The organism is Pseudoalteromonas sp. NZS127, from assembly GCF_015864805.1.
GTDB classification, from domain to species: Bacteria; Pseudomonadota; Gammaproteobacteria; order Enterobacterales; family Alteromonadaceae; genus Pseudoalteromonas; species Pseudoalteromonas nigrifaciens.
Window position 1 is genome coordinate 250,027 of record NZ_JADYWN010000002.1, and the last position, 24,936, is coordinate 274,962.

A 24,936-nucleotide genomic window follows, 5' to 3' on the forward strand; every position below is an offset into this window, starting at 1 on the left:
TTAACTCGACTCGCCCAAAGTTACAAGAGGTTATTGTTATCAATCAGTTTGTTTGCTCATAGATTCAACAACCGCGGCTATTTTTTCTGCGCTGTCGATTACTAACTTCTCTTGTTCGGCCTCAACCATAACACGTACAACAGGTTCAGTGCCTGATTTACGTAGTAACACACGCCCCTTTTCACCTAAAGTTTGCTCAACCTCTGCTACTGCAGCTAATACTGCAGGCGCTTTTGTCGGATCTGTACCTGGGGTGTAACGTACGTTAATCATTTTCATTGGGTACTTAGTAAAACCAGTACCTAAGTCTTGTAATGTTTTATTTTGCGCAACCATAGCAGCTAGTACTTGCAAGCTTGAAATAATGCCATCGCCGGTGCTTATTAAATCAAGGTTTAATACATGGCCCGAACTTTCGCCGCCAATAGTCCAGCCTTTTTGTTGTAGCAATTCCATTACATAACGGTCGCCTACTTTACTGCGTGCAAATTCAATACCTTTGGCTTTCAATGCATTCTCAAGGCCCATGTTTGACATAACAGTGCCAACAACACCACCACCTAAATTATCATCTTGCGCTGCTTGGCAGGCAATAATATACACTAAGTCATCACCATCAAACACTCGACCATTATGATCAACCATCATTACACGGTCGCCATCGCCATCATAGGCAATGCCCACATCTGCATTATGTTCAAGCACTTTACGTTTTAGGGTATCTACGTGAGTAGCGCCGCATTCATGGTTAATATTTACACCATTGGGCTCACACGCATGCGTGATTATATTTGCACCTAGTTCGCGCATAACTGATGGTGCAATATGGTAAGTTGCGCCATTGGCACAATCGAGTACAATTTTTAATCCTTCAAGCGACAAGCTTTGTGGAAATTGGCTTTTACAGAATTCGATATAACGACCATCAGCGCTAGTTAAGCGACTCGCTTTACCTAATTTATCTGACTCAACACAAGTCATTGGTTCATCAAGCATGGCTTCAATTTCAAGCTCTACTTTGTCATCAAGCTTTAAACCGCGACAGTTAAAAAACTTTATACCGTTATCGTAATACGGGTTGTGCGATGCACTAATCACTATGCCGGCTTCGGCTCTAAATGTTTGTGCTAAATAAGCAATCGCAGGGGTTGGCATAGGTCCCAGTAATACAACATCGATTCCTGCTGCAATTAACCCTGCTTGTAATGCGGTTTCTAACATATAGCCTGAAATGCGGGTATCTTTACCTATCATCACTTTTTTAGTGCCATTTTCTGATAGGACACGGCCCGCAGCCCAACCTAGTTTCATTGCAAACTCAGGATTTATAGGATGCTCACCCACGAGTCCGCGTACACCATCGGTGCCAAAATATTTTCTTTCTTTCATTTAAAGTACTCCTTGTTTGCAGGCTTGTAGTACGTTAAGTACATCTGCGGTTTCTTTTACGTCGTGTACACGAATAATATGCGCACCATTTTGTGCTGCGATTAATGCGCCCGCTAAACTGCCGGCCAATCGCTCATTTGTATTTCTATTTAATAAGTTGCCAATCATCGACTTACGCGATAATCCCGCTAATAACGGTAAACCAAACTGATTAAAGTCATTAAACTGCGCCAGTAGTTGGTAATTGTGGCTGAGTGTTTTACCAAAACCAAAACCAGGATCAAGAATAAGTTGTGTTTGCTTAATCCCCGCTGTTTTACACGCAGCAATACGCTGACTAAAAAACTGTTTTATATCTGTAAATAAATCATCATAGTGCGGCGCTGCCTGCATGCTGCGAGGTTGGCCTTGCATATGCATTAAACACACCGCAACATCAGGAAACTGCGCCACTACGTTCAGTGCGTCGCTTTCTTGTAATGCACGTACGTCATTAACAATATCGGCCCCAGCTAAAATAGCTTGGTGCATTACTTGTGCTTTACTGGTATCAATAGATATAACGCAATCACTGTTTTCACGAATTGCTTTAATCGCTGGTATTACACGTGCTAATTCATCCTCAAGGCTCACATCAGGAGCACCTGGGCGAGTCGACTCTCCGCCAATATCTATAATTTGCGCCCCGTCGTCTAACAATTGCAGCGCACGCTGCAGCGCAATATCAGGGTCTATAAACTTCCCGCCATCTGAAAATGAATCGGGAGTAACATTAAGTATTCCCATAATTACTGGATTTGCCAAACTTAGTGTACGTTTGCGAGGCAAGTTTAGTAAATTATTCATGATGACCTTTTTTGTTTGAATTAGCTGAAGTTTATTTTATACGTTTGATACAAAAAAGCCCCGAGGTTCGGGGCTTTTAGTTTAGCTATTTTAACGATTATTCAGCTTTGTCATCAAGGTTTGTTTCATCTTTTTTAGCTTCATCAGTTGGTTTTTGATCTTCATCAACTAATTTTTCTGCTGAAACATCTTCTTTAACTGGCTTTTTTTCATGGCGGTCATGCGCATCGCGTGGTTCACGAACTTCTTGGCGCGCCATTAAATCATCAATTTGCTTAGCATCAATCGTTTCGTACTTCATCAGCGCATCTTTCATTGCGTGTAGAATATCGATATTTTCTTTTAATATCGCTTCTGCTCGCTGATAGTTACGATCTGATAATAAGCGTACTTCGCTATCGATAATTTTAGCTGTTTCGTCCGATATACTCATAGAGCGGCCACCGCCCATGTACATATCGTTTTGATCTTCTGCGTAAAGTAGTGGTCCAAGTTTTTCACTTAAACCCCAGTGCGTTACCATTTTACGGGCAATATCACTCGCACGTTCAATATCGTTACTAGCACCTGTGGTTACTTTATCTGCACCATAAATAAGTGCTTCTGCGATACGTCCGCCATACAGGCTTGAGATCATCGACTCTAGCAATTCTTTCGAATGGCTTACACGGTCTTGTTCAGGCAAGTACATAGTTACACCTAGCGCACGGCCACGTGGAATTATAGATACTTTATAAACAGGATCATGCTCTGGCACCATACGACCAACAATAGCATGGCCAGCTTCGTGGTACGCTGTCATGGCTTTTTCTTGCTCGCTCATCACCATGGTTTTGCGCTCAGCGCCCATCATGATTTTATCTTTAGCAGCGTCAAACTCAGCCATACTAACAACACGTTTATTACCGCGTGCCGCATAGAGTGCAGCTTCGTTTACTAGGTTTGCTAAATCAGCACCTGAAAAACCCGGTGTACCGCGTGCAATTAAAGCTGCTTCAACGTTGTCGCCTAATGGCACTTTACGCATATGTACTTTAAGTATTTGCTCACGACCACGAATATCAGGTAAGCCAACTTCAACTTGGCGGTCAAAACGACCCGGACGAAGTAAGGCTGGATCTAATACGTCTGGGCGGTTAGTTGCAGCAATAACGATAATACCTTCGTTACCACCAAAACCATCCATTTCTACTAGCATTTGGTTTAGCGTTTGCTCACGTTCGTCGTTACCGCCGCCCATACCAGCACCACGTTTACGACCTACAGCATCTATTTCATCAATAAAGATAATACAGGGTGATGCTTTTTTAGCTTGCTCGAACATATCTCGTACGCGAGATGCGCCCACACCAACAAACATTTCAACAAAGTCCGAACCAGAAATAGTAAAGAACGGCACTTTTGCTTCACCAGCAACGGCTTTAGCAAGTAACGTTTTACCTGTACCAGGAGGACCAACCATCAACACGCCTTTAGGAATGCTGCCACCTAATTTTTGGAATTTTGATGGGTCGCGTAAAAAATCTACCAATTCTGATACATCTTCTTTTGCTTCATCACAGCCAGCAACATCGGCGAAAGTGGTTTTAATTTGATCTTCGCTCATTAAGCGCGCTTTGCTCTTACCAAACGACATTGCGCCTTTACCGCCACCGCCTTGCATTTGACGCATGAAAAATATCCACACACCAATAAGCAGTATCATTGGGAACCAAGAAATAAATATACTTGCTAAAAATGACTGCTCTTCAGGTTTAACCCCTTTCACATTGACGTTACTTTTTAACAAATCATTTAAAATGTCTTTGTCGTAAATAGGCATAATCGTTTGAAAACGTTCGCCACTGGTTTTAGTACCTGTAATTGTGCCACTGGTACTTTCAATTGCCACTTCTTGTATAGAGCCACTGCGGGCATCTTTAACAAATTGACTATAACTTGTTTGACGATCTACTTGATCGCCGCCATTAAAGCTCTGAAATACTGACATCAGCACAACTGCAATAACCAGCCAGAGTATTAGATTTTTTGCCATATCGCTCAAGGGGTTAACCTCTTGTATCCAATTAATTTAAATTCAACTAAACGCCCAACAACTGTACTACAGTTTATATCCAGTCGCTACTATATATACTTCCCGTGAACGGGCGCGCGAGGCATCTGGTTTACGTATCTTCACTGTTTTAAAACTATTACGTACATCTTGCAAGAACTGATCAAAGCCTTCACCTTGGAATACTTTAACAATAAATGCACCATTTTTCTTTAATACTTGATTACACATATCCAGTGCAAGCTCGACCAAATACATGCTACCAGCTTGATCAACCGAATTGTTACCACTCATATTTGGTGCCATGTCAGAGAGTACCACATCAACATTTTTGCCATCAATACGTTTTAACAATGCACTTAACACTGCTTCTTCACGAAAGTCGCCTTGTAAAAAGTCAACACCCGCTAATGAATCCATAGGGAGGATATCGCACGCTATAACTTGTCCTTTATCTCCTACTTTTTCTGCCAAGTATTGTGACCAACTACCCGGTGCAGCCCCCAAATCAACAACAGTCATTGCTGGGCGGAGTAACTTGTCTCTACTTTGGACCTCATCTAATTTAAAAACAGCTCGAGAACGCCAACCTTTTTTTTGCGCCTCTTGAACATATTTATCATCAAAATGTTCTTTCAGCCATCGCTGTGAACTGGCTGACTGTTTTTTATTTGTCATAAATTAACACGCAACTAATTAGTAATATTCTTTAGATGGCGGTAGAATACCCTTAATTCAAGCCATATTCAGCAAAATTTGTATAAACATGACATTATCAAACAAACAAAAGCAGTTTTTAAAAGGTCAGGCACATAGCCTCAAGCCTGTAGTTTTACTAGGTTCTAACGGTTTAACCGAAGGCGTAGTAGTAGAAATTCAAAGCGCATTAGAAATTCACGAATTAATTAAAGTGAAGGTTCCAACTGATGATCGCGAAACTAAAGCGCTCATTTTTGAAGCAATTGTGCGTGAAACTGGTGCAACTAAATTACAATCAATTGGTCACACTATTGTGCTTTACCGCCAAAGTGAAGAGAAAAAAATTAAATTACCGCGTGGCTAAACACTACTTGTAGGATTTACCCGGTAATATAAAAAAACCAGCACCCGCTGGTTTTTTATTATCTGTCACTTTTAAATTAATGATTAAAATCCATAGTGAGTTCACTGACCCTATATTGTGGTGCATCTTTTGGGGCTTTATCGCGTATTTTATCTAGTATGTAATAGCGCGAAAACTCATCTTCAGACATAGCACTCACCGTACCTTTTGAAAGCAGTGCCGTAAGTTCAGGCGTGGTATTACTGTGTCCTACAACAATTACAACACCCTGTAATTTTAGTAGTTTACTTTCAAGTGAAGCTAAATCAGCTGCATCATACATTTTTACTGTAGTGCTTAAGTAAGTAGCCATTGGCGCTGCTGTTTGTAATGTACGCTTATAATTGCTGCTAAATAGCTGCACGTTTTTATGTTGTTTTATTAACTGTACCAAATACTGTGCACGTTGTGCGCCAAGCACTGTAAGCGACGGGTTTTTACCGGCTTGTTTTTCACTGTGGCGAAATAAATAAATCTTATCTGGGGCGGCAAATACAAATTGGCTATTAAACACCATAACCAGTAGCGCCAAGATTAAAAGCCTTTTATCTTTAATCATGATTTTTAGCCTCGCTTATATTTAAGCACTCTATTTATAAACTCTGTTGTAAGTTCATTTATCACCCCAGTTTCGGCATTTATTATTAAGCTAAAACCCACATTTAAATGAGGAAAAACCACTAAATCGGTGCGATAGCCTTGCACCCAACCACTATGGTAATAAAGGGTTTCATCATCGTAGTTATATACTCGCCAACCTAGCCCATAAAAAGCCTCACTAAGATGACCTTTCCATACTCGTCGGTATTGCTCTTTTTTGGTATGCGTATAGGGACGTGTTTGTACCGCTAATGCATCGAGCGATAATACATTTGGGTACTGACCTAATTGCGCCTTTAGCCATATTGCCATATCGGCAGCACTGGCATTTATGCCTGCAGCGGGGGCTACTTTATAATAATTTTTTTTCAGCTTAGCGCTATACCAACGTTTTTTCCCTCTTACATGTGGAAATGCGTAGTTTTTATCTTGCACCATAGCGTCGTAGCCTAAACTAGTGTCATGCATTTTTAAGGGCGTAAAAATAGCGTCATTTAGCCACTGAGAGTAACTTTTATGAGTACTCCTTAAAATTACATCGTCAATTAAACTAAACATCACATTTTGATAGCCATAACACTGCCCAGGATCGCATATGGGTGCTACCGTAAGTAGCTTTTCAACAATATCTGGATAACTCATTCGTGATTCAATTAGGTTATCGTAGGCGTTGGGAACTAGGCCACTAGAGTGACTTAAAATATGATAAACCTTTAAATTATCTTTGTAGTCGGTGTTAGCAAATTCAGGAATATAGTCGCTAATAGGCTGGTATAAATCTATTTCCCCTTCACTTGCAAGCTTAGCAGCTAACGATCCTGCAAAGGTTTTAGATACTGATGCTAATCTAAAACGTGTATGTTGATTAACCCTTTGAGAGCTACCCACTTTGGTAAAGCCCATGGTATGAATATAATCACTCGACTGCATATTAACAATCGATAAAGCCGCGCCAGGTATACCTTTTCGTTTAAGCTTTTTTTCTGCGTAACGCCCATATTTTTTTACAAATGCAGGCCAATCTGGATCTACATTTGCAGCAACCTCTGAGTGGGTTATTAAAATACAAAAGGCGAGCAGGTAATAAATCGAGTAATTAAGGTACTTCATCGGTGGCTGTTTTTTCTTTTTTTAATTGCTTCTATGCATATAATATCATGAACTTTTGTCAAGACTAACGTACAATATGTTGATTATTGGCCTTTTACTGAGTGTGAAGTATTTATGCGTTTTTTAGTTGTACCACTTTTTATATTATTTTCATCGGGTTGCGCTATAACCACAACAACAAATCAGCCTGCTGAGCCATTGGCAATGCCCTTAAAGCCAATGTTAAAAAGTCAGACATACCAACTGGAGTATGAGGCACAACACACCTCGCCTAAAGTAAAGTCAGTGCAATTACCAGCTCATAAAGTAATGAAAAACCAAACGGTTAAAATTGTTACCGACAGAGTAAGTGTAACCGACACTTTACTGGCGCAAATAAGCCAAGCGCTCAATGACAAACAACTAAAAGTAACTACTAAAAACGATAGTGATTACACACTTGCTATTCATCAAGTTGATCTGTCGTTTACCGATGATAGTAAATACACGTTAAATCAGCCCAAACAACCTTATGCTCTATACTCTAAAGTTGCACAGCAATTTCCAACCCAGCAGTGTGCAACTATTTTAGCGCAAGTTAGCATGCGCTTAACGCATAAAGCCTCTGGTGATGTTGTTTGGTTTGCAAAATCATCTTTAGATAGCACTAGCTTTCATCGTGAATCACTGATTTATAGTTTTACCGAAGAGCAAAAAATCACTAATGAACTTGAAGTAGTCGCCTTTGTCCACCAGCAAAATACCGAACAAGCACGTTTAGCACGCGCCGAGGCAAATACAAAGGTAACTATTCCTAAATATAATACAATGAGCAAGCTTAGCACACTGACTAAAGTGCAAGGCCCGTGTACTCGCACAGAAATAAGTGCTTTAGCACCAATGATGCAGTTTTATTTAAGCAGTATATTAATCGACAAAATTAAAGTGATATAAGCGTAAGTTAAACACTACATTTTTTTACAGGTTTAAAGGAACGTTTAACAATATACTACGCTTTATAATCATTACTTATTTAGGTTCCAAGGATGAAGCACTCAATACTTAGCTATTTTTTATGTTACACCTGCTTATTATTTGCCTGTGTATTTAGTGCCCATAGTACTGCCAGTAACCGCTATTATGCTGATAATACCTTGGAGCCTATTCAAGGCTTTGCATGGGACTGGAGCGCCGGTACTGGTTATTATATTGAAGACTCTTACCTTATCGGCATGGACTCCTATGACGATGGTATTGAATTAGATCTCAGCCTTGCGGTTTCTTTTGATAACTTTTATCTCGATTATGACCATAACCAACTCAGCGGCGGCCTTGTTATAGGCTACAGTCTAATTAACAAATATAATTGGGAGCTCGATATAATCGGTGCTAACGCCCAAGCTGGGTTTGGTCAAAAAGGCTTGGGGTTTTATAACAATGGTGTGGTTGAGGAATTACGCGGCATTAAAAAGCGTAAGTATGACTTTAATACAGGCCTTAGATTTACCCACAGATTTGATGGCTCACAGGTTTCTATTGAATTTTTGCATGACATTTCAAACGCCCACAATGGCTGGGTATTTAATTCTTTTTTTAGCAAAATACAACCTTGGCGTAACTGGGAGTTTCGCTCAGGCATAGGCTTTAGTGCCTATTCTGCTGACTTTACTAACTATTATTTTGGTATTGAGCAAAGTGAAGTTACCTTGCTGCGTCCTGCCTATAAAACCAATGCCAGCAGCAGCATTATGCTTGAGTTTCATGCTGAGTACCCGCTTAACCAAGACTGGGTGTTTTTAGCCGGCTGGTTAACGACTTTATTTTCTAAAGAAATTGACGACAGCCCTATTATTTCTCAAGGGTACCAACACAAAGCCAAGCTAGGCGTGCGTTATGTATTTTAGACGCTGGTGTTATTTACTATTAGCTTACCCTGGCAGTTTACTCGCCGAGGTGCCCCAAGAGGTAACCGCACTTAGTGCAATACCTAATACCTGCGTGGCACTACGTGAAGGCCGCCACTGTTATACTGAAGTGGTTTTATCATGGCAGCAGCCCACAATAGGTAACTACTGCTTACGAGACGCTACCTCAAAATATATTATGCAATGTTGGCTTAAGCAGCAACACGGCGTTTTTAATTATGCATTTGACTCTGAGCAGAGCTTATCATTTGAATTATTTGATAGTAATACTGCAAAAGTCATAGCCACCACTGAAGTAAAGTTACAGTGGGTTTATCAAAACAGGCAGAAAAAACGCCGTTGGCGATTGTTTTAATAAGGAAGTCTTATGGATAATTACGGTACTATTTTACTCGTTGAAGATGATATTTCTTTGGCACAATGGGTGGCTGAATATTTAACAGAACAAGGCTATTGTGTACATGTTTGTCATCGCGGTGATGAAGTTGTTGGCCAAGTTAAAACCTTGAAACCGCAGTTAATACTACTTGATATTATGCTTCCTGGGTTAGACGGCATAAGCGTTTGTCGCGAGCTACGTAGCTTTTATCAAGCTCCTATTATTATGCTAACAGCTCGTGATGACGAAATGGATGAAGTGATTGGCTTAGAGGTAGGTGCCAGTGACTACATAATGAAACCGGTACGCCCTCGTGCATTACTAGCAAGAATAAAGTCAGCCCTTAGGCTCACCACCCAAAGCAGCCAATCTCATAAACAGCATAGTATTATTAATGTAGGGGCTTTGAGCATTAATAGTGAGTCGCGAAGCGTTAAACTTAACGATATCGATATAAATATATCTAGCGCTGAGTATTTATTGCTGCATTACTTAGCCAGTAACGCAGGGCAAGTTGTATCACGCGATGCGGTGTTTAAAGCAACCAAAGGACGCGAGTACGACGGCCTTGATAGAAGTGTTGATGTGCTTATTTCTGCGCTACGTAAAAAGTTTAATGACGATCCGCAAAACCCTGAAAAAATTAAAACAATTTGGGGACGAGGTTATTTACTCGTTGCCACTGCTTGGTAGCTACAAATGAAAAAGTTTTATATTGCACTGCTTAGCAGCGCACTGCTTTCGATTATTGTTTTAGGCTGGCTTATTGACGCTTTTAGTCAAAATACACACGCCCCTTTAGACGAATTTAGCATGCAAAGTAAAATGATTGCAGGGTTTAGCAAGCAGCTTGCTACTCTCCCCCCTACAAAGCGCAGTAATTATGTTACAAAGTTAGCCAACGACTTTAGCCTGCCGCTTACCTATAAGCTAAACGACACTTTAGCGCTTAGCCCTGCCTTACTTATGCAAATGCAAACCCATGGTGGGTTAATTTTAGAGGGCGAACAGGGTTTTCATATGCTTTATAGCAACCAAGCATTAAGCCCTTATCATTTATCTATGCGCCTCGATAACTCATTTGAAGCAGAGCAACGCGACGATATTATTCTAACCTTATTATTTTACGCTGGGCTGTGTGTATTTATGGGCTTTATTATTTATCCCTTAGCCAAACGCTTGAGCGTGTTAAATGAAGCAGCTAAAAAATTTGCATCGGGTGATGTTAAAACTCGTATCAAAGTCTCTCATTTCACGTATATAAAAGATGTAGAGCTCACCTTTAACCGTATGGCGAGTCAAATAGAAAAGCTGGTTGCTGAAAATAAGCTAATGGCTTCGAGTTTATCCCATGACATTCGCACCCCCATAGCTTGCCTGCGATTTGGTTTAGATGCTGCAATAGATAGCAATGACATGCCAAAAGTGAAGCAATATTTAACCCGCATGGAAAATGACTTAGACCATATGGAGTCTATGCTAAAAAGCTACCTAGCCTTTGCCACGCTAGAACAAAATGCCAACCGCTTAACCTACTCTGCAACCCATATGCGCAGCTACTTTGAAGATATTTTAGCGCAGCTATCGCCTAAATTAGACTCCCACAAACTCAGTGTGCAACTTAATAGTAGTAACGATGTTATTTATGCCGACTTACATTGGCTTGCCAGAGCCGTTACTAATTTAATTAATAATGCCTGCGACTTTGCCCTGCAACATATTTATGTAAGTGCCACTGTCAATGAGCAACATATTATTATTACCGTAGAGGACGATGGCCCAGGCATAGCAGCTGAAAACTTTAGCAAAGTATTTAGCCCTTTTTTTCGCGAAAACAATCACCGCAATCGAGCTGATAAAAGTTATGGCCTCGGATTAGCAATTGTTGAAAAAGTAGCTGACTGGCATCACGGCCGTGTTTATGCAGGCAAAAGTAAGCAGTTAGGTGGAGCTTGTTTTACCCTGAAAATAGCTCAACAACACCCTAGTGTAAAGTAAAGGCTACACACTGTAAATTAACAATTATTAAACAATATCAAGCTGTTAATTTTTAGTTTTAAGTTACTAAACTAAAATCTATGTTCATAACACAGAGTTTAATAAAGTAATTGTGCTAGATCACCAAATTAGCACTTTTTATTTTTTTACATTTCCAGTAGATTGTCTGCGCCGTCACAAAATAGAGAAGTACAATAATATGAGTGCAGTAAGAGGCGAGTTTAGCTCTCGCTTTGGTTTTATAATGGCCGCCGCAGGATCTGCTGTAGGTTTAGGTAACATTTGGGGTTTCCCTACACAAACCGCAAGTAATGGTGGTGCCGCATTTTTAATTGCGTATTTAGTACTGGCATTCTTTTTGGCTTATCCTGCTTTAATGGCGGAGCTAATGATTGGTCGTCATGGCCAAGCAAATGCGGTTTCTTCACTTAGAAAAATATCTAATAAACCTTGGCAAAAACATTTTTCTTTTGCGGTTGGTTTTGGCGGTATTTTATGTGCTGGCTTTATTTTAAGCTTTTATGCCATTGTTGCTGGTTGGATGCTAAGTGCAACAGCAGAACCTATTACAACGTTAGTGGGCGCAAACTCTGCATCTGCTTGGCTAGGTGAACAGTCACTTAGCAGAAACATCATTTTCACTATGATCTTTATTGTACTAACCGTTGCTATTATTAGTCGTGGCGTTGAAAACGGAATCGAAAAATGGTCAAAACGTTTAATGCCTGCTTTGCTCAGCATTTTATTTGCGTTAATTATTTATGTAATGACCCAAGATGGCGCTATTGAAGGCTTAAAGGCGTATTTAGTACCTGATTTCTCATCTATTTTTGATGCTAACTTGTTAGTTAGTGCACTAGGGCAAGCATTCTTTTCATTATCACTAGGTACCAGTGTGATGATTATTTATGGCTCGTATATTAGTAAAAAAGAGAACTTAGTTTCGTTAGGTGCTTATGTCACGCTTATTGATGTATTTATTGCTTTTGTCGCAGGGTTATTAATCATTCCTGCTATGTATGTAGCACAAGCACAAGGGATTGAGATTTTCTCACCGACTACCGGAAAGCTCCTCTCTGAAGACACATTAGTATTTCAAGTATTACCTGCACTTTTTGATGGTATGGGTGGTATGGGGTTATTTGTTGGCTTTGCGTTTTTTGCGCTAATGAGCATTGCAGCACTCACCTCCTCTATTTCAATGCTCGAAGCGCCGGTATCTTATACGGTAGAACGCTTTGCAATGTCTCGCTTACAGGCCACTTGGGTAATTGGTGCATTAATCACTCTAGTGAGCATCACGATAGTGTGTAACTTAGAGTTACTGTTTGGCTTAGTGATCACCTTAACCACTAAAGTGGCACAGCCATTATTAGGTCTTATGTGTTGTATATACGTAGGCTGGATTTGGTCAAGAGGCTCATTACTAAAGGCCATTCAAGAAGGTAACCCTGAAGTACACAATACCTTATTTTGGAAAGTATGGCCTTGGTACACTAAGTTTGTATGCCCACTGGCGATAGGCCTGGTATTTTTACATTCATTATTAAGCTAAAGTTAGTTTCTGCTCTTAACAACAAAAAAGCCCACATTGTGGGCTTTTGTAATCAAGGTACTAGTTGTAAAACCATATCTTGATGAGCAATGCCATCTTCTAAATATTCAGCATTAATACTTTCAAATCCGAATGAGCGATAAAACTCCAGTAAGTACGTTTGCGCACCAATATAAATATCACGTTCTGGCCATTGGCTTTTACAGCAATTAATGGCCTCTGTAACCAATTGCTGAGCCAATCCTCTACCTCGTTCCTCTTTAGTGACTAACACGCGACCGATCGCACTGTATTTTGCGTTTTTTTCGTAGCATCGAGCATAAGCTTGTAGCGTATTATTTTTCACAGTGTAAATATGCAAGGTACTTGGTGCTATATCATTATCGTCAAGCTCTGGATAAGGGCACATTTGCTCAACTACAAATACCTCTACGCGCCCACGCATTATGGAGAATAAGGTTTGCGTATTGAGCGCAGTAAAAGTTTCACATTTAAACGCCATTGTAACTCCTGTCGTTGGCTCTAATAGACATAAAAGCCTATACGTTATTAGGGCTAGGCATAATAGCAGTAATGCAGCTAGGGGCTTAATTAACCGCTATGCTATATAATAAAATGGCTTAAAACAAAAACCCAGCATAAGCTGGGTTTGTTTTAAGTAATTATCTACCTTAGGTAAATAGTCGCTCTAACTGATCGCATAATTGCGAGAGATTTACATGGTCGTGCTCTATGGTTAAATCTACATAACCATCGCCTTTAAATGCTCTATCTAACTCAATTAACACATGGGTTTTATGTGCTTCTGGAATGAATGATAATTCAATTTCTTTCACTCCAAATAAACTGCGGCTGTTAGGCTTGTATTCTAGCTCTTGATAACAACCAGACACTGATTGAAACGTTGATGCGCGCAAGTGGCCTTTTTCAACATCAGCTTTAGTTAGGCTAAAGCCTAGCTTTTCCATGGCCTGCATACACGTTTTAACAGCTTCATTGGGGTACACATGTAAATGGTCTTTATCACTTGGATCAAGCGCTAAATCAATGTCCAGCCCAGTTTCAAGCCAAACATAAGATTGGTTATACCCTGCATTAATTTCAGTAATAGGTGTTTCTGAATGCAACCGTGCTTGAAAAGGAATCGTTTTAACTTCCCCTGGCTCTACCGTGCCTATATCTGTAATGCGCCACTGCTCTATAACGTGGTTGGTAAAATAGTCACCATCTTCATTTGATGCTTTAACTCGCGTCATTAATAGTAAATCTAACCCTGCAATTTCTTGGCTTACATCACCAGCTGTAATAACGATTTGCGCATTAAATAATTGCCCAGGCTGAAGGTGCTCTGTTTCTAAAATAGTGTCTACTTTGGCGGCACCAATACCAACCGATGCTAAAATCTTTTTAAACATATTTTTCTCCTTAAGCTGAGCGGCTCTATAATGTGCTCTAACTTAAACTTCGTCGTTAGCGCATCTTAACCACATTTAAATGCTCTTGTCAGTGAAAAACTACTATTTACATGCTGTTTACGATTAAATAAGTGTTAAATGTCCATTTTTCATACGCAACAGAGCAAGTATTTGATTAAACGGCGCTTAAGCCTAATCTTTTATGAAGGACTTATTGTATGAGTAAAATGGTGAGTATTTGTATATTTATTTTCAATGGTATTGATTTTTCGTTACACTAAACCTCCCAATGAAGTGATATTTATAATTATGGAACTAATTTACTTTGCCGCCGCGTTTGTGTTTGGCTTTGCTGTTTATCAGCTAAAGCTCCCTCCTCTTATCGGTTTTTTACTTGCGGGATTCGCGCTTAATTTAGCGGGCTATAAAAGCACCGAATTACTCAACACCATTGCTACCTTAGGCGTTACGCTTTTATTATTTAGTATTGGTTTAAAGCTAAAAGTAAATAGTTTAATGAAACCACAAGTGTGGGCTTCTGCTACTTTACATATTATTTTGAGTAGTGCGTTATTTAGTGGCTTTATGCTATTACTTAGCCTATTTGCACTGCCATTATTTGTTGATTTGAGCTGGCAAAGCGCTTTATTAGTTGGCTTTGCATTGAGTTTTTCTAGTACCGTTTTTGCTGTTAAAGTGTTAGAAGAACGTGGTGAAATGGGCAGCTTACACGGAAAAGTAGCCATTGGTATTTTAGTTATGCAAGATATTTTTGCCGTGGTATTTTTAGCTATTAGCACAGGTAAAATCCCTAATATTTGGGCTTTGGTACTTATTATTTCACTGCCGCTAGTACGCCCAGTTATGGGGTGGATACTAAACCGCTCTAAACACGGCGAACTCCTGCCATTATTTGGGTTTTTCTTTGCACTTGTGGCTGGTTATCATGCATTTGAGCTAGTTGGTTTAAAAGGTGATTTAGGGGCATTAATAATAGGTATGATGATTGCGCCTCATAAAAAGGCCAGTGAACTTTCTAAGTCATTACTTAATTTAAAAGATATTTTATTGGTTGGCTTTTTCTTAACAATAGGTTTAAACGCAGAGCTTACCACCAGCTCATTACTTGCCGCGTTATTACTGGTGTTAGTATTACCAATCAAAACGTTTTTATATTATGTGCTAACAAACATGTTTAACTTACGTGCTCGCACCTCATTGCTAACCACTTTTAGTTTAGCTAATTATAGCGAGTTTGGTTTAATAGTTTGCGCTGTAGCCGCCTCTACAGGCATGATCACCTCTGAGTGGTTAGCCGTTATTGCAATTGCCGTATCAATTACTTTTATTATTGCATCCCCTTTAAATAAGCGTTCTAACGAAATTTACGCAAAAATAGAGCCTTGGCTACTAAAGTTTGAAAGTAAAACTCGTTTATCCGAAGAACTGCCTGTTAACCTTAACGACACTAAAATTGTTATATTTGGCATGGGCAGAATTGGCACAGGTGCTTATGAAACAATAAATGCTACGCACCCACAGCTAGTTGCAGGTATAGACATAAAGCCTGAAGTAGTTGATAAGCACATAAAACGCGGAAGAAATGTATTAATAGCAGATGCAACCGACCCTGACTTTTGGCAGCGCGTAAATCACTCTCGTGTTGAAATGGTCATGCTAACAATGCCACAGCATATGCAAAATATTTTTGCGTTAGAGCAATTAAAAGCATCGGGTTATAAAGGGCAAGTTACCGCTATTGCTAACTACCCTGATCAGCAAAAAGAGTTAGAAGAAATGGGTGTAAATTCTACCTATAACTTTTACTTAGAAGCCGGTAGTGGTTTTGCTGAGCACGTTAAACAAAAATTATTTTCGTAAAGCAGCACTAATTTGAATTTACATTCTTTTACAAGCTAATTCTCTAACATAGAAAAAAGCAGGTAAACTAAAGACTATTGGTAAATATTAGCGCAAGCACCTGCCCCTAATTAGACTCCAGCTAACGAAGGGCTTGCTAATAAAATATATTAATCCAGAGGGCCTGCTCCCTCGTTAAATAGGCTGTTACTTGCCCGTCACAGCCTATTTTATCTCTTTAATATACCTTACACTTAGCTATGTTTTATAAAACCTTTAAAGCCAATGGATCCTACACAGCTAAAAATTGCCGTTAATACTATTATGCCCTTTGGAAAGTACGCAGGCCGCCCTTTACTGCTTTTACCCGAGCCCTATTTAGTATGGTTTAAACAACAAGGGTTTCCCGACTCAAAGCTAGGCAGCCAACTCGCCATGATGTATGAGGTAAAGCTCAATGGGCTAGAGCAAATGTTAATGCCATTACTAGAAAAGAAAAATAATTAAATTAAGAACTTTTTTATAAAGGGGCTGTCTATTACTTTGCTACTTGTTGATTTTGATTAAAACCCAAAAAAGCGCCCTTGTTAACAAGGGCGCTTTTTTATTGAGTGTTTTTTATCTGCGTACTTTTTATTTATGTACTTTTTATTTATGTATTAAAAGCTGCTATTTACTAATCGGTAAGCTGACAATAAATTTAGCTCCGCCTAAGCTTGAATCTTCAATTGTACACTGACCTTGATGCCAAGAAATAATTTTACTGACAATAGCCAATCCTAAGCCAAACCCACCGGTTTTTTTATCTCTACTTTTATCCAATCGAGTAAATGGCTTAAATACATTTTCACGCTCAACTTCAGCAATACCATTGCCATCATCTTCAACAATAAAAACTATATTATTAGCTTGCGCTAATAAGGTTATTTGCACACTATTATTGGCATGCTTTAAAGCATTACCTACCAAGTTTTGCATTATTCTCGCCATAAAGTGACTGTCGCAGCGGTAAATCAGTTCACTGGGTAATGTAGTGCTTAACTTTATTCGCGTATCAAAACTGAGTTTTTCAACCACCGTTTTAACCACTGCCACTAAATTACAATTGATCAGCTGTAAACTCGGTTGCTGTGAATCTAAACGTGCATACTCAAGCATTTCAGAAACCAGTGCCTCAAGTTCATTTATATCGACTTGCATATTAGCTAAGTATTTTTCGGCTTTATCATCGAGCATTCGGTCTTGAAGCATTGCAATGGCAAATTTTAACCGCGCCAGTGGCGTTCTAAATTCATGCGATACCGATGAGGTAAGCTCTTGCTGCGCGGTTAATAAAAACTCAATTCGCTGCTGCATCACTTGCAAGGTGCCCGTTATAGGTAAAAAAAATGATTTAGAGCTATCTGTTAATTGAAAGTCCTGTGAGCCACCTACGGCCTCGCATGCATTACGCAGCTTAGCAAAGTCTCGCCACAGTAAAAAACTCCACAAACCAACAGGAATGCCTACAATTAATAACAGCAATAAGTAGGGTAAAACAGAGGCAACGGGCTTGGCTGCCCCCCCTATAGGGCCAACCTGTAATAGTTGTGTGGCGTTAAGTTGAACATACCAAACTATGCGCTGTTGTTTATCATATAAATAAAGGTAGTGATTTTTTAATAGCTGAGCTTGTTGCTCGGCGGGTAATATTAAATCGCGCTGAGCAATCACTTGACTAGAAAAATGGTTTTTTAGCTTTGTAAGCCCATTAGGGGTTTGTGATAATAGCCACAAAGACTGGCCAAACTCATCGTCGAGTAGCACCTGCTGCTGCGATTCTTCATATGGCCAAAGCTGTTCAATTACCCCGCTGACAATAAATAACGAGACAATAATATACACATACAGGCTTATAAACAGCTTGCCCATTAACGCAGCTTAACACTAAGCATTAATTACATATCCCACGCGTCAGAAACAAATAAATAGCCTTGTCCCCAAACAGTTTTAATCCGATAAGGTTTGTCGCTGTTATCGCCCAGTTTTTTGCGAATTCTTGAAACGCGTACATCTACGGTGCGATCTAGGCCATCGTATTGTCGCCCTATCATATGTTGGTGCACATGTTCGCGGCTCAATACTTCTCCGGCATTTGATGCTAGTAGCCAAAGTAATTCAAATTCATGTGAGGTTAGGACTATTTCTGCGCCCGATAACTTAACAATACGGCTGGTTTTATCAATAAATAAGTCGCCAAACTGCAGCTCTTCGGTGGCTTTTAAGTTAGGTTGCCCACGGCGTAATAATGCGCTAATTCTTGCTAATAATACACGTGGCTCAGCCGGTTTAATAACATAGTCATCAGCGCCAAGCTCTAGCCCTATTACCTGATCAAAGTCTTCACCTTTGGCCGTTAACATTAAAATAGGAGTGGTGTATTTATCACGTACTTGTCTGCAAACACTAAAGCCATCTTTACCTGGCAGCATTACATCTAAAATAATCAGGTCGACGGGATTACTTTCAAGGTAAGTAAACACTTCATCACCACGATCTAGTACGTCGACTTCTAAGCCATTATGTTCGAGGTAATCTTTGGTTAATTGCTGTAAACCAAGATCATCTTCAACAAGTAATATTTTTGGCATTTACTACTCCTAAATTAAAAAAAGCTCCACGGTGAACGCAGCCGATACTGTTTTTTAGTATGGGCACTTTGTACTTCAACGAGTACGCTCGCAAGTGAGTCACCGGTGTGAGGATTGATCAGGGAGTATATGGTCTCCACCTGAACACGCGCTTTATAGCTAAACTGACCAGAACCTTGCTGTTGCCAGCATCGTATTTGCGTATTTTGTTGATACAAACACACATCTTTAACCGCTAACTGCTGCCATTTAAACTGCAAATTGAGATCGCAAAAATCATGCTGTTCAGAGACAACACAAACTTTGGGAGATACATCAAGAATTGTTTGCGCCACGCTAACGCCACTAAGTAGTGAAGAAATAAACACAAAAAAGATTAAATACTTCATATTAAAAAGTATGTTCAAATCCTATAAAGGCAGTCGTTGAATAATGACGTTCAAACAGCGGGCTACTATCCATAGCCGAATAGTCATAATATGCTAAATGAAAACGAAGAGCGTTGGCCTTGCTAAGGGGCCAGCGGGCATCGATTTTAGCATAAGGTTGCCAACTACTACCAACTACTATTTTACCTAACAGTGTTTCATCACTGTTTAAACCGTAATAATAGTCGTTTAATTGCGCAGACTTATAATTAACTCCCACAGTGGGCTTTAATTGCAAATTACCTACTTGCCCATGATACTGCCATTGTATTGCAGCTCGCCAACCATTATAAGCTGAGTTTACATCGTGCAATGCTTGCACGGATAACATCTGCTGCTCAGCTACAAAGGAGTAACTAATACCTGCATCTAAAACGAGCTTGCGCTTACTAATATTATTAATATTTATTTGTTGAGGCGAGGTATCTGTTTCTAACTGGGTAAATTGATTATTTGAACTAGCACTTTTTAGCGCAAATATATTTTGCGGGTGCCAATCAATAAAAAAACGCGACTCAGGGTTTAATTCTGTTACTAGGCTTAAGTTATGCTGTTGCGTTTGTTTAATCGAGTAGCCAACTCGGCCATTATCAAAAAACCACTGTTGCCCATAAAAGGCTATTTGAGGAATGATCACCAACGGAATATTATCTGCACCATATAATGGATTAGTTATTACTCCCGCCCCTATACTCATACTTAAATGCAGTTGCTCTGTAGATATATGTGCATCTACAGGCTCGTCACTTTGCGCAAATACCTGAGCATTAAACGAAAGAGAGATTAATAATATTATTATAAAATAAAACCGCATTGTGTTCATCGTACATATATAAAAAGGCCATTTATCCATAGTAGCAAGGTCATTGAGAACAAGCTCTAGGCAGTTACAATCATTAACAACTTTTATACAATTATGATTACTTTGCGGCTTATATACTTAGCCTAACAGCTCTATTGATAGGCAATAGAGGAGCGGTAGATTAAAGGCTTACGCTATCTGGGCTTTTATACTAAGAGCAACCTTAGTAAGTGTATTGCATTAAATTATTTTTTCACCCATATTTTGCGCTATATTCCACAAGGCACTTATAGCCGGGTCGTTTAATTCCTTATGTAATACTGCCAAGCCAATATCAATACCTTTAGGTGCATGTGTATTTGTTTGCAGAACGTGTACTTTGTCTTGTAGTGGACTGTTATCTAAAACTATTTTAGGGATCATTGCTATACCAAAGCCAAGGCTCACCATAGATACCATCGCTTCGTGCCCCGCTACTTGTGCATAAATTTTTCCCTGAATATTATTTTTTCGCCACCATTGCTCCAAGCGCTGCCTAGCAAACCCTTGCTCTGGCACAATAAATTCAAGTTCTGACCAATCAATACTACTTGTATTACTAGCAAGCTTTTGCGTAATTGAGCACGCAATTTTAGGCGCAATAAATACCAGCGGCGAATAGCCAATATCAACAAAGGCAATTTGTGCAGGTAACTTATTTGGCTTAGCAGCAATAGCCATAGATTCGTGGCCATCTAAAACACGGTTTATTGCCAGCGCAGGATCGCCGGTATTTAGGGTGATTTCTATATGCTGATGTTGAGCGCGTAACTGCTCTAAAATATGATGTAAAAAGCTGTACGATGCGGTTACTGAACAATAAATACTCACGTTGCCATAAATATACTGCTGTGGCTCTTTTAGGTTCGCTTTAAAGCGCTGCCAATTAGCCAATGTGGATGTGGCGTAGTCAATAAATGCCAGCCCTTCGCGGGTTAGTTTTACACTGCGGTTATCACGTAAAAATAGCATTACCCCCACTTCGCTTTCAAGCTGCTTAATATTACGGCTCAATGTCGGCGCACTTATATGACAAAGTTCACTGGCACGCGAAAAGTGCAATGTTTTTGCCAACGCTAAAAAGTAATTTAAATGCTTGTGATCCATAACCAACTCAGTATTTCATATTATGAAACACTCTAATGCAAATATATCAGTTTACGCAAGAAAAGATTTTTCATATGGTTGAGTTAAGCAAAGCAACAGCAATGCATCTAACAAACTGAATCAATAGGACACTAACATGGCGAATTATTTTAATACCTTACCTTTACGCGAACAATTGGCGCAATTAGCCCAATGTGAATTTATGAACGCAGACGAGTTTACTGACGGCGTTGATGCTCTTAAAGGTAAAAAACTGGTTATTGTAGGCTGTGGCGCACAAGGCTTAAACCAAGGCTTAAACTTACGTGATTCTGGTTTAGATGTGTCGTATACGCTGCGTGACTCGGCCATTAGTGAACGTCGTCAATCATTTTTAAACGCGTCTGAAAATGGCTTTACTGTAGGCACTTACCAAGAACTAATTCCAACTGCCGACGTAGTATTAAATTTAACGCCTGATAAACAACATACTTCAGTGGTAAACGCAATTATGCCACTAATGAAACAAGGCTCAACCCTTGCCTACTCTCATGGCTTTAATATTGTTGAAGAAGGTATGCAAGTACGCGACGACATTACCGTTATTATGGTAGCACCTAAATGCCCAGGCTCTGAAGTGCGTGAAGAATACAAACGTGGCTTTGGTGTACCAACTCTAATTGCTGTGCACCCAGAAAACGACCCACAAGGGCATGGTTTAGCTCAAGCTAAAGCCTATGCCGCAGGTACTGGCGGCCACAGAGCCGGCGTACTTAAGTCGTCATTTATTGCTGAAGTAAAATCAGATTTAATGGGCGAGCAAACCATTTTATGTGGCATGTTACAAACCGGTTCTATTTTATGTTTTGATAAAATGATTGAAAAAGGCATTGATGCAGGTTACGCCTCAAAACTAATTCAATACGGCTGGGAAGTAATTACTGAAGCCCTTAAATACGGTGGCGTAACCAATATGCTTGACCGTCTTTCAAACCCAGCTAAAGTAAAAGCGTTTGAATTAAGCGAAGAACTAAAACAAATTATGCGCCCACTATATAACAAACATCAAGATGACATCATCGATGGTACTTTTTCACGTACCATGATGGAAGACTGGAATAATGATGATGCAAACTTACTTAAATGGCGCGCAGAAACAGCCGAAACTCACTTTGAAAAAACCCCAGCGGGCAATGTTGAAATTGCTGAGCAAGAATTTTTTGATAACGGTATTTTAATGGTCGCTATGGTTAAAGCAGGCGTAGAGCTTGCATTTGAAACCATGACTGCCGCAGGCATTATTGCAGAGTCGGCTTATTATGAGTCATTACATGAAACGCCACTGATTGCTAATACCATTGCGCGTAAAAAGTTATTTGAAATGAACCGTACAATTTCGGACACGGCTGAATATGGTTGTTATTTATATAACCACGCATGTTTACCTTTGCTACAAGACTTTATGCAAAAAATTGACACCGACGTAATTGGTAAAGGCTTAGGTGAGCATAGTAATCAAGTAGACAACCAAACGCTAATTCAAATTAATACAGCATTACGTGAACACCCTGTTGAAAAAGTAGGCGCTACATTACGCGGTTACATGTCAGCAATGAAAAAAATAGTTTAATCCCAAGTTAATCTAAGTTTCACTTGTTAGAAACCAAGCCCACCTGCTTTTGCGGTGGGCTTTTTCGTACCTGCATAGCACGCTATTCATCACTCGCTCAAAATATATAATGTGTTAAAATAATCACCTACTTGGTTCAGTTGTAAACAAAATTACCCATATGATGATACAAAACCTTTCTATTACTCAAAAAATCACCGCTTTAGGCAGTGTTATAGCAATCTGTGTTGCCGCGCTCATAGGCTTAACATCGTTACATAACGCAGAGGATATCATCGAAAAGCGCATGATAGAGTCTGAACTTCCAAGCAAGTTACAAACTATTAGTAACCATATTGGTGGCGAAATAAACGAGCTTTTAGGCGCCGCAGAACAACTTTCTTCAAATGTATTTCTGATTGATTGGGCAAATTCAGCCACCGAGGACGACTCTCAACTTCTTAATGAGTTAAATAGATTAGTACAGCAGTACGATCTTGCTACTGCATCATGGGCAAATAGAGACACCGCACAATACTGGAACCAAAATGGCTTTTTACGCGTATTGAAAAACGATGCCGCAGATGGCTGGTTTTTCGCATTTAAACAGTCAAAGCGCCCTTATGACATTAGTATTTATCAAGAATCTGCTAACGATGTAAAAATGTTTATTAACCATCAGCAACCCAATGGTTTAGGTTTGGCAGGGCTTGCTAAAAGCATTACCGATATGCAAAAGCTACTGCAGCAATTTAAGATTGAGCAATCTGGATTTGTTTTTCTTGCCAATAAAAATGGCTTGATCCAGTTACACAAAGACGCCAATAAAGTGGCTAAAGTAAATATAGATGCCCTGTACGGCGAAAATATACATAATAAATTATTAAATAGTAATGGCTTTTCATTGGCAGAAATTAACTTAGCAGGTGAAGACACCCTGGTTGCTGCAACACCAATAAAAAATACTGACCTTTTTGTTGTAGCCCAAGTACCTAAAAGCGAAGTGTTTTCGAGTGTGAGTAAATTAGAATGGCAAATTTTAACCTTCACTATAATTATCGCCCTTATAGCGAGCTGTATTAGTTATTTGCTTGCTCGCTCATTGTCGTCGCCACTGTCGAAAATAGCCGAGCTATTCTCTCGTTTAGGCACAGGCGATGCTAATTTAGCATATAGACTTCCTTACTCTGCGCAACCTGAGCTAAATTATTTAACCGATGGTTTTAATCAATTCATCGAAAAAATAGACACAGCAATTAAACAAGTTGCCCATGAAAGCCATGGGATCCGCCAAAGCTCTGACCACGTGTTTGCGCAAGCAAAACATAACTCACAAGCAATTGATCAGCAAAAAGAGCAAACAATATCAGTTGCTGCCGCCATTAACGAAATGGGCGCAACAGTACAAGAAATAGCACAAAGTGCCGCCAACACGGCGAAGTTAACCAATAGTAGCCGTGAAAACACCAGTAAAAGCCATCAACAGGTACTGCAAAGCCAAACGACTATTGCAGCTCTTGCTAGCGACATAGATGGCATTACAGAGCAAGTAACCTTACTTTCTAAAAAAACGCTTGATATTGCTAGTATTGTTGACTCAATTAGAGGTATTTCTGAGCAAACAAACTTACTTGCGCTTAATGCTGCTATTGAATCTGCGCGTGCGGGCGAGCACGGTCGTGGTTTTGCTGTTGTTGCCGATGAAGTGCGAGCGCTGGCTAATCGTACCTCACAATCAACCACTGAAATTCAGTCGATGATTGAAGAATTAACCCAAATATCGAATGATGTTGTTACCGATATTAGTCAGTCCAAAAGTAAAGCTCAGCAAAGTGTAGGGGCAATGCAAAACTCAGTTGAGCTGCTTGATACAATTACTGAAACAGCAAATCAAATTAATGATATGGCAACCTTAATCGCAACAGCAACAGAGCAGCAAAGTAATGTAGTAGCCGATGTAGGACGTAATATTGAGCAAATTAGTGAAATTAGCGACAAGTCGATGAATGAGCAATTAAATACTGAGCAGGCTATTCGCGATTTAGCAAATAGCGCACAAACGCTTGCGTCACTTGTTGCCACTTTTGAGGCAAATCGCTAACTCATTTTTTGTAACATTTAAATTATACCT

24 protein-coding genes are annotated in these 24,936 nt (G+C 39.7%); 11 read left to right on the top strand and 13 right to left on the bottom strand.

The window, feature by feature from the left end:
* Window positions 1-39 precede the first annotated feature (39 nt).
* The 4 genes from glmM to rlmE form a co-directional block, all read right to left on the bottom strand.
* A complete protein-coding gene (glmM, locus tag I6E78_RS03035; protein ID WP_011327565.1) occupies window positions 40-1,389 on the bottom strand; it encodes a phosphoglucosamine mutase in 1,350 nt (449 codons plus the stop codon).
* Window positions 1,390-2,235 carry a dihydropteroate synthase gene (gene folP / locus I6E78_RS03040; protein ID WP_179808219.1) on the bottom strand — a complete coding sequence of 282 codons (846 nt, stop codon included), beginning with the start codon at window positions 2,233-2,235 and terminating at the stop codon, window positions 1,390-1,392.
* Between the two features lie 97 nt (window positions 2,236-2,332).
* Complete coding sequence (ftsH, locus tag I6E78_RS03045) at window positions 2,333-4,279, bottom strand: ATP-dependent zinc metalloprotease FtsH (RefSeq protein ID WP_172459236.1); 1,947 nt, start codon at window positions 4,277-4,279, stop codon at window positions 2,333-2,335.
* A 57-nt stretch (window positions 4,280-4,336) separates the two neighbouring features.
* Entirely contained in the window at window positions 4,337-4,966 is a 630-nt protein-coding gene (rlmE, locus tag I6E78_RS03050; protein ID WP_011327562.1) for a 23S rRNA (uridine(2552)-2'-O)-methyltransferase RlmE, read from the bottom strand.
* A gap of 88 nt (window positions 4,967-5,054) precedes the next feature.
* Here rlmE and yhbY point away from each other — a divergent pair, with 88 nt between their 5' ends.
* Window positions 5,055-5,351, top strand: a complete 297-nt coding sequence (yhbY, locus tag I6E78_RS03055; protein ID WP_011327561.1) for a ribosome assembly RNA-binding protein YhbY — start codon at window positions 5,055-5,057, stop codon at window positions 5,349-5,351.
* Window positions 5,352-5,427: 76 nt separating this feature from the next.
* Here the strand turns inward: yhbY and I6E78_RS03060 are convergent, their stop codons facing one another.
* On the bottom strand, window positions 5,428-5,949 hold the full coding sequence (locus I6E78_RS03060) for a SixA phosphatase family protein (RefSeq protein WP_011327559.1): 522 nt from the start codon (window positions 5,947-5,949) through the stop codon (window positions 5,428-5,430).
* Between the two features lie 5 nt (window positions 5,950-5,954).
* Entirely contained in the window at window positions 5,955-7,100 is a 1,146-nt protein-coding gene (locus tag I6E78_RS03065; RefSeq protein WP_011327558.1) for a serine hydrolase domain-containing protein, read from the bottom strand.
* A 114-nt stretch (window positions 7,101-7,214) separates the two neighbouring features.
* Here I6E78_RS03065 and I6E78_RS03070 point away from each other — a divergent pair, with 114 nt between their 5' ends.
* From I6E78_RS03070 to I6E78_RS03095, 6 genes are all read left to right on the top strand, one after another.
* A complete protein-coding gene (locus tag I6E78_RS03070; RefSeq protein ID WP_011327557.1) occupies window positions 7,215-8,033 on the top strand; it encodes a hypothetical protein in 819 nt (272 codons plus the stop codon).
* Window positions 8,034-8,125: 92 nt separating this feature from the next.
* Window positions 8,126-8,983, top strand: a complete 858-nt coding sequence (locus I6E78_RS03075) for a MipA/OmpV family protein (protein ID WP_086993499.1) — start codon at window positions 8,126-8,128, stop codon at window positions 8,981-8,983.
* Window positions 8,973-9,359 (top strand): DUF3019 domain-containing protein, encoded by a 387-nt coding sequence (locus tag I6E78_RS03080; RefSeq protein ID WP_041454364.1) that lies wholly within the window; start codon window positions 8,973-8,975, stop codon window positions 9,357-9,359. Before I6E78_RS03075 ends, I6E78_RS03080 begins: the two co-directional genes overlap by 11 nt.
* Before the next feature lie 12 nt (window positions 9,360-9,371).
* A complete protein-coding gene (locus I6E78_RS03085; RefSeq protein ID WP_011327554.1) occupies window positions 9,372-10,076 on the top strand; it encodes a response regulator transcription factor in 705 nt (234 codons plus the stop codon).
* A gap of 6 nt (window positions 10,077-10,082) precedes the next feature.
* Window positions 10,083-11,381: an ATP-binding protein gene (locus I6E78_RS03090; RefSeq protein ID WP_197181906.1), complete on the top strand. Its 1,299-nt coding sequence runs from the start codon at window positions 10,083-10,085 to the stop codon at window positions 11,379-11,381.
* 199 nt (window positions 11,382-11,580) lie between these two features.
* Window positions 11,581-12,936, top strand: a complete 1,356-nt coding sequence (locus tag I6E78_RS03095) for a sodium-dependent transporter (RefSeq protein WP_086993503.1) — start codon at window positions 11,581-11,583, stop codon at window positions 12,934-12,936.
* A 52-nt stretch (window positions 12,937-12,988) separates the two neighbouring features.
* On the opposite strand, the gene I6E78_RS03100 is transcribed toward I6E78_RS03095, so the two are convergent.
* Both I6E78_RS03100 and I6E78_RS03105 read right to left on the bottom strand, forming a co-directional pair.
* Window positions 12,989-13,438, bottom strand: a complete 450-nt coding sequence (locus I6E78_RS03100; protein ID WP_086993505.1) for a GNAT family N-acetyltransferase — start codon at window positions 13,436-13,438, stop codon at window positions 12,989-12,991.
* Window positions 13,439-13,607: 169 nt separating this feature from the next.
* A complete protein-coding gene (locus tag I6E78_RS03105) occupies window positions 13,608-14,351 on the bottom strand; it encodes a sporulation protein (protein ID WP_011327550.1) in 744 nt (247 codons plus the stop codon).
* 309 nt (window positions 14,352-14,660) lie between these two features.
* On the opposite strand from I6E78_RS03105, the gene I6E78_RS03110 reads away from it, so the two are divergent.
* Together I6E78_RS03110 and I6E78_RS03115 are read left to right on the top strand one after the other, a co-directional pair.
* Window positions 14,661-16,232 carry a cation:proton antiporter family protein gene (locus I6E78_RS03110; protein WP_041454668.1) on the top strand — a complete coding sequence of 524 codons (1,572 nt, stop codon included), beginning with the start codon at window positions 14,661-14,663 and terminating at the stop codon, window positions 16,230-16,232.
* Between the two features lie 264 nt (window positions 16,233-16,496).
* Entirely contained in the window at window positions 16,497-16,718 is a 222-nt protein-coding gene (locus I6E78_RS03115; protein WP_041454363.1) for a DUF3820 family protein, read from the top strand.
* A 162-nt stretch (window positions 16,719-16,880) separates the two neighbouring features.
* Here I6E78_RS03115 and I6E78_RS03120 read toward each other — a convergent pair whose 3' ends face one another.
* From I6E78_RS03120 to ilvY, 5 genes are all read right to left on the bottom strand, one after another.
* Window positions 16,881-18,122 (bottom strand): ATP-binding protein, encoded by a 1,242-nt coding sequence (locus tag I6E78_RS03120; RefSeq protein ID WP_197181907.1) that lies wholly within the window; start codon window positions 18,120-18,122, stop codon window positions 16,881-16,883.
* 26 nt (window positions 18,123-18,148) lie between these two features.
* Window positions 18,149-18,841, bottom strand: a complete 693-nt coding sequence (locus I6E78_RS03125; RefSeq protein ID WP_011327546.1) for a response regulator — start codon at window positions 18,839-18,841, stop codon at window positions 18,149-18,151.
* A gap of 14 nt (window positions 18,842-18,855) precedes the next feature.
* Window positions 18,856-19,230, bottom strand: a complete 375-nt coding sequence (locus I6E78_RS03130; RefSeq protein WP_011327545.1) for a DUF3019 domain-containing protein — start codon at window positions 19,228-19,230, stop codon at window positions 18,856-18,858.
* A 1-nt stretch (window position 19,231) separates the two neighbouring features.
* On the bottom strand, window positions 19,232-20,083 hold the full coding sequence (locus I6E78_RS03135; protein WP_231617932.1) for a MipA/OmpV family protein: 852 nt from the start codon (window positions 20,081-20,083) through the stop codon (window positions 19,232-19,234).
* A 228-nt stretch (window positions 20,084-20,311) separates the two neighbouring features.
* Window positions 20,312-21,217 carry an HTH-type transcriptional activator IlvY gene (ilvY, locus tag I6E78_RS03140; protein ID WP_197181908.1) on the bottom strand — a complete coding sequence of 302 codons (906 nt, stop codon included), beginning with the start codon at window positions 21,215-21,217 and terminating at the stop codon, window positions 20,312-20,314.
* 136 nt (window positions 21,218-21,353) lie between these two features.
* Here ilvY and ilvC point away from each other — a divergent pair, with 136 nt between their 5' ends.
* Window positions 21,354-22,826 (top strand): ketol-acid reductoisomerase, encoded by a 1,473-nt coding sequence (gene ilvC / locus I6E78_RS03145; protein WP_011327542.1) that lies wholly within the window; start codon window positions 21,354-21,356, stop codon window positions 22,824-22,826.
* A gap of 160 nt (window positions 22,827-22,986) precedes the next feature.
* The gene (locus I6E78_RS03150) at window positions 22,987-24,906 is read left to right on the top strand and encodes a methyl-accepting chemotaxis protein (protein ID WP_182683986.1); all 1,920 of its coding nucleotides are present in this window, start codon (window positions 22,987-22,989) and stop codon (window positions 24,904-24,906) included.
* Window positions 24,907-24,936 lie beyond the last annotated feature (30 nt).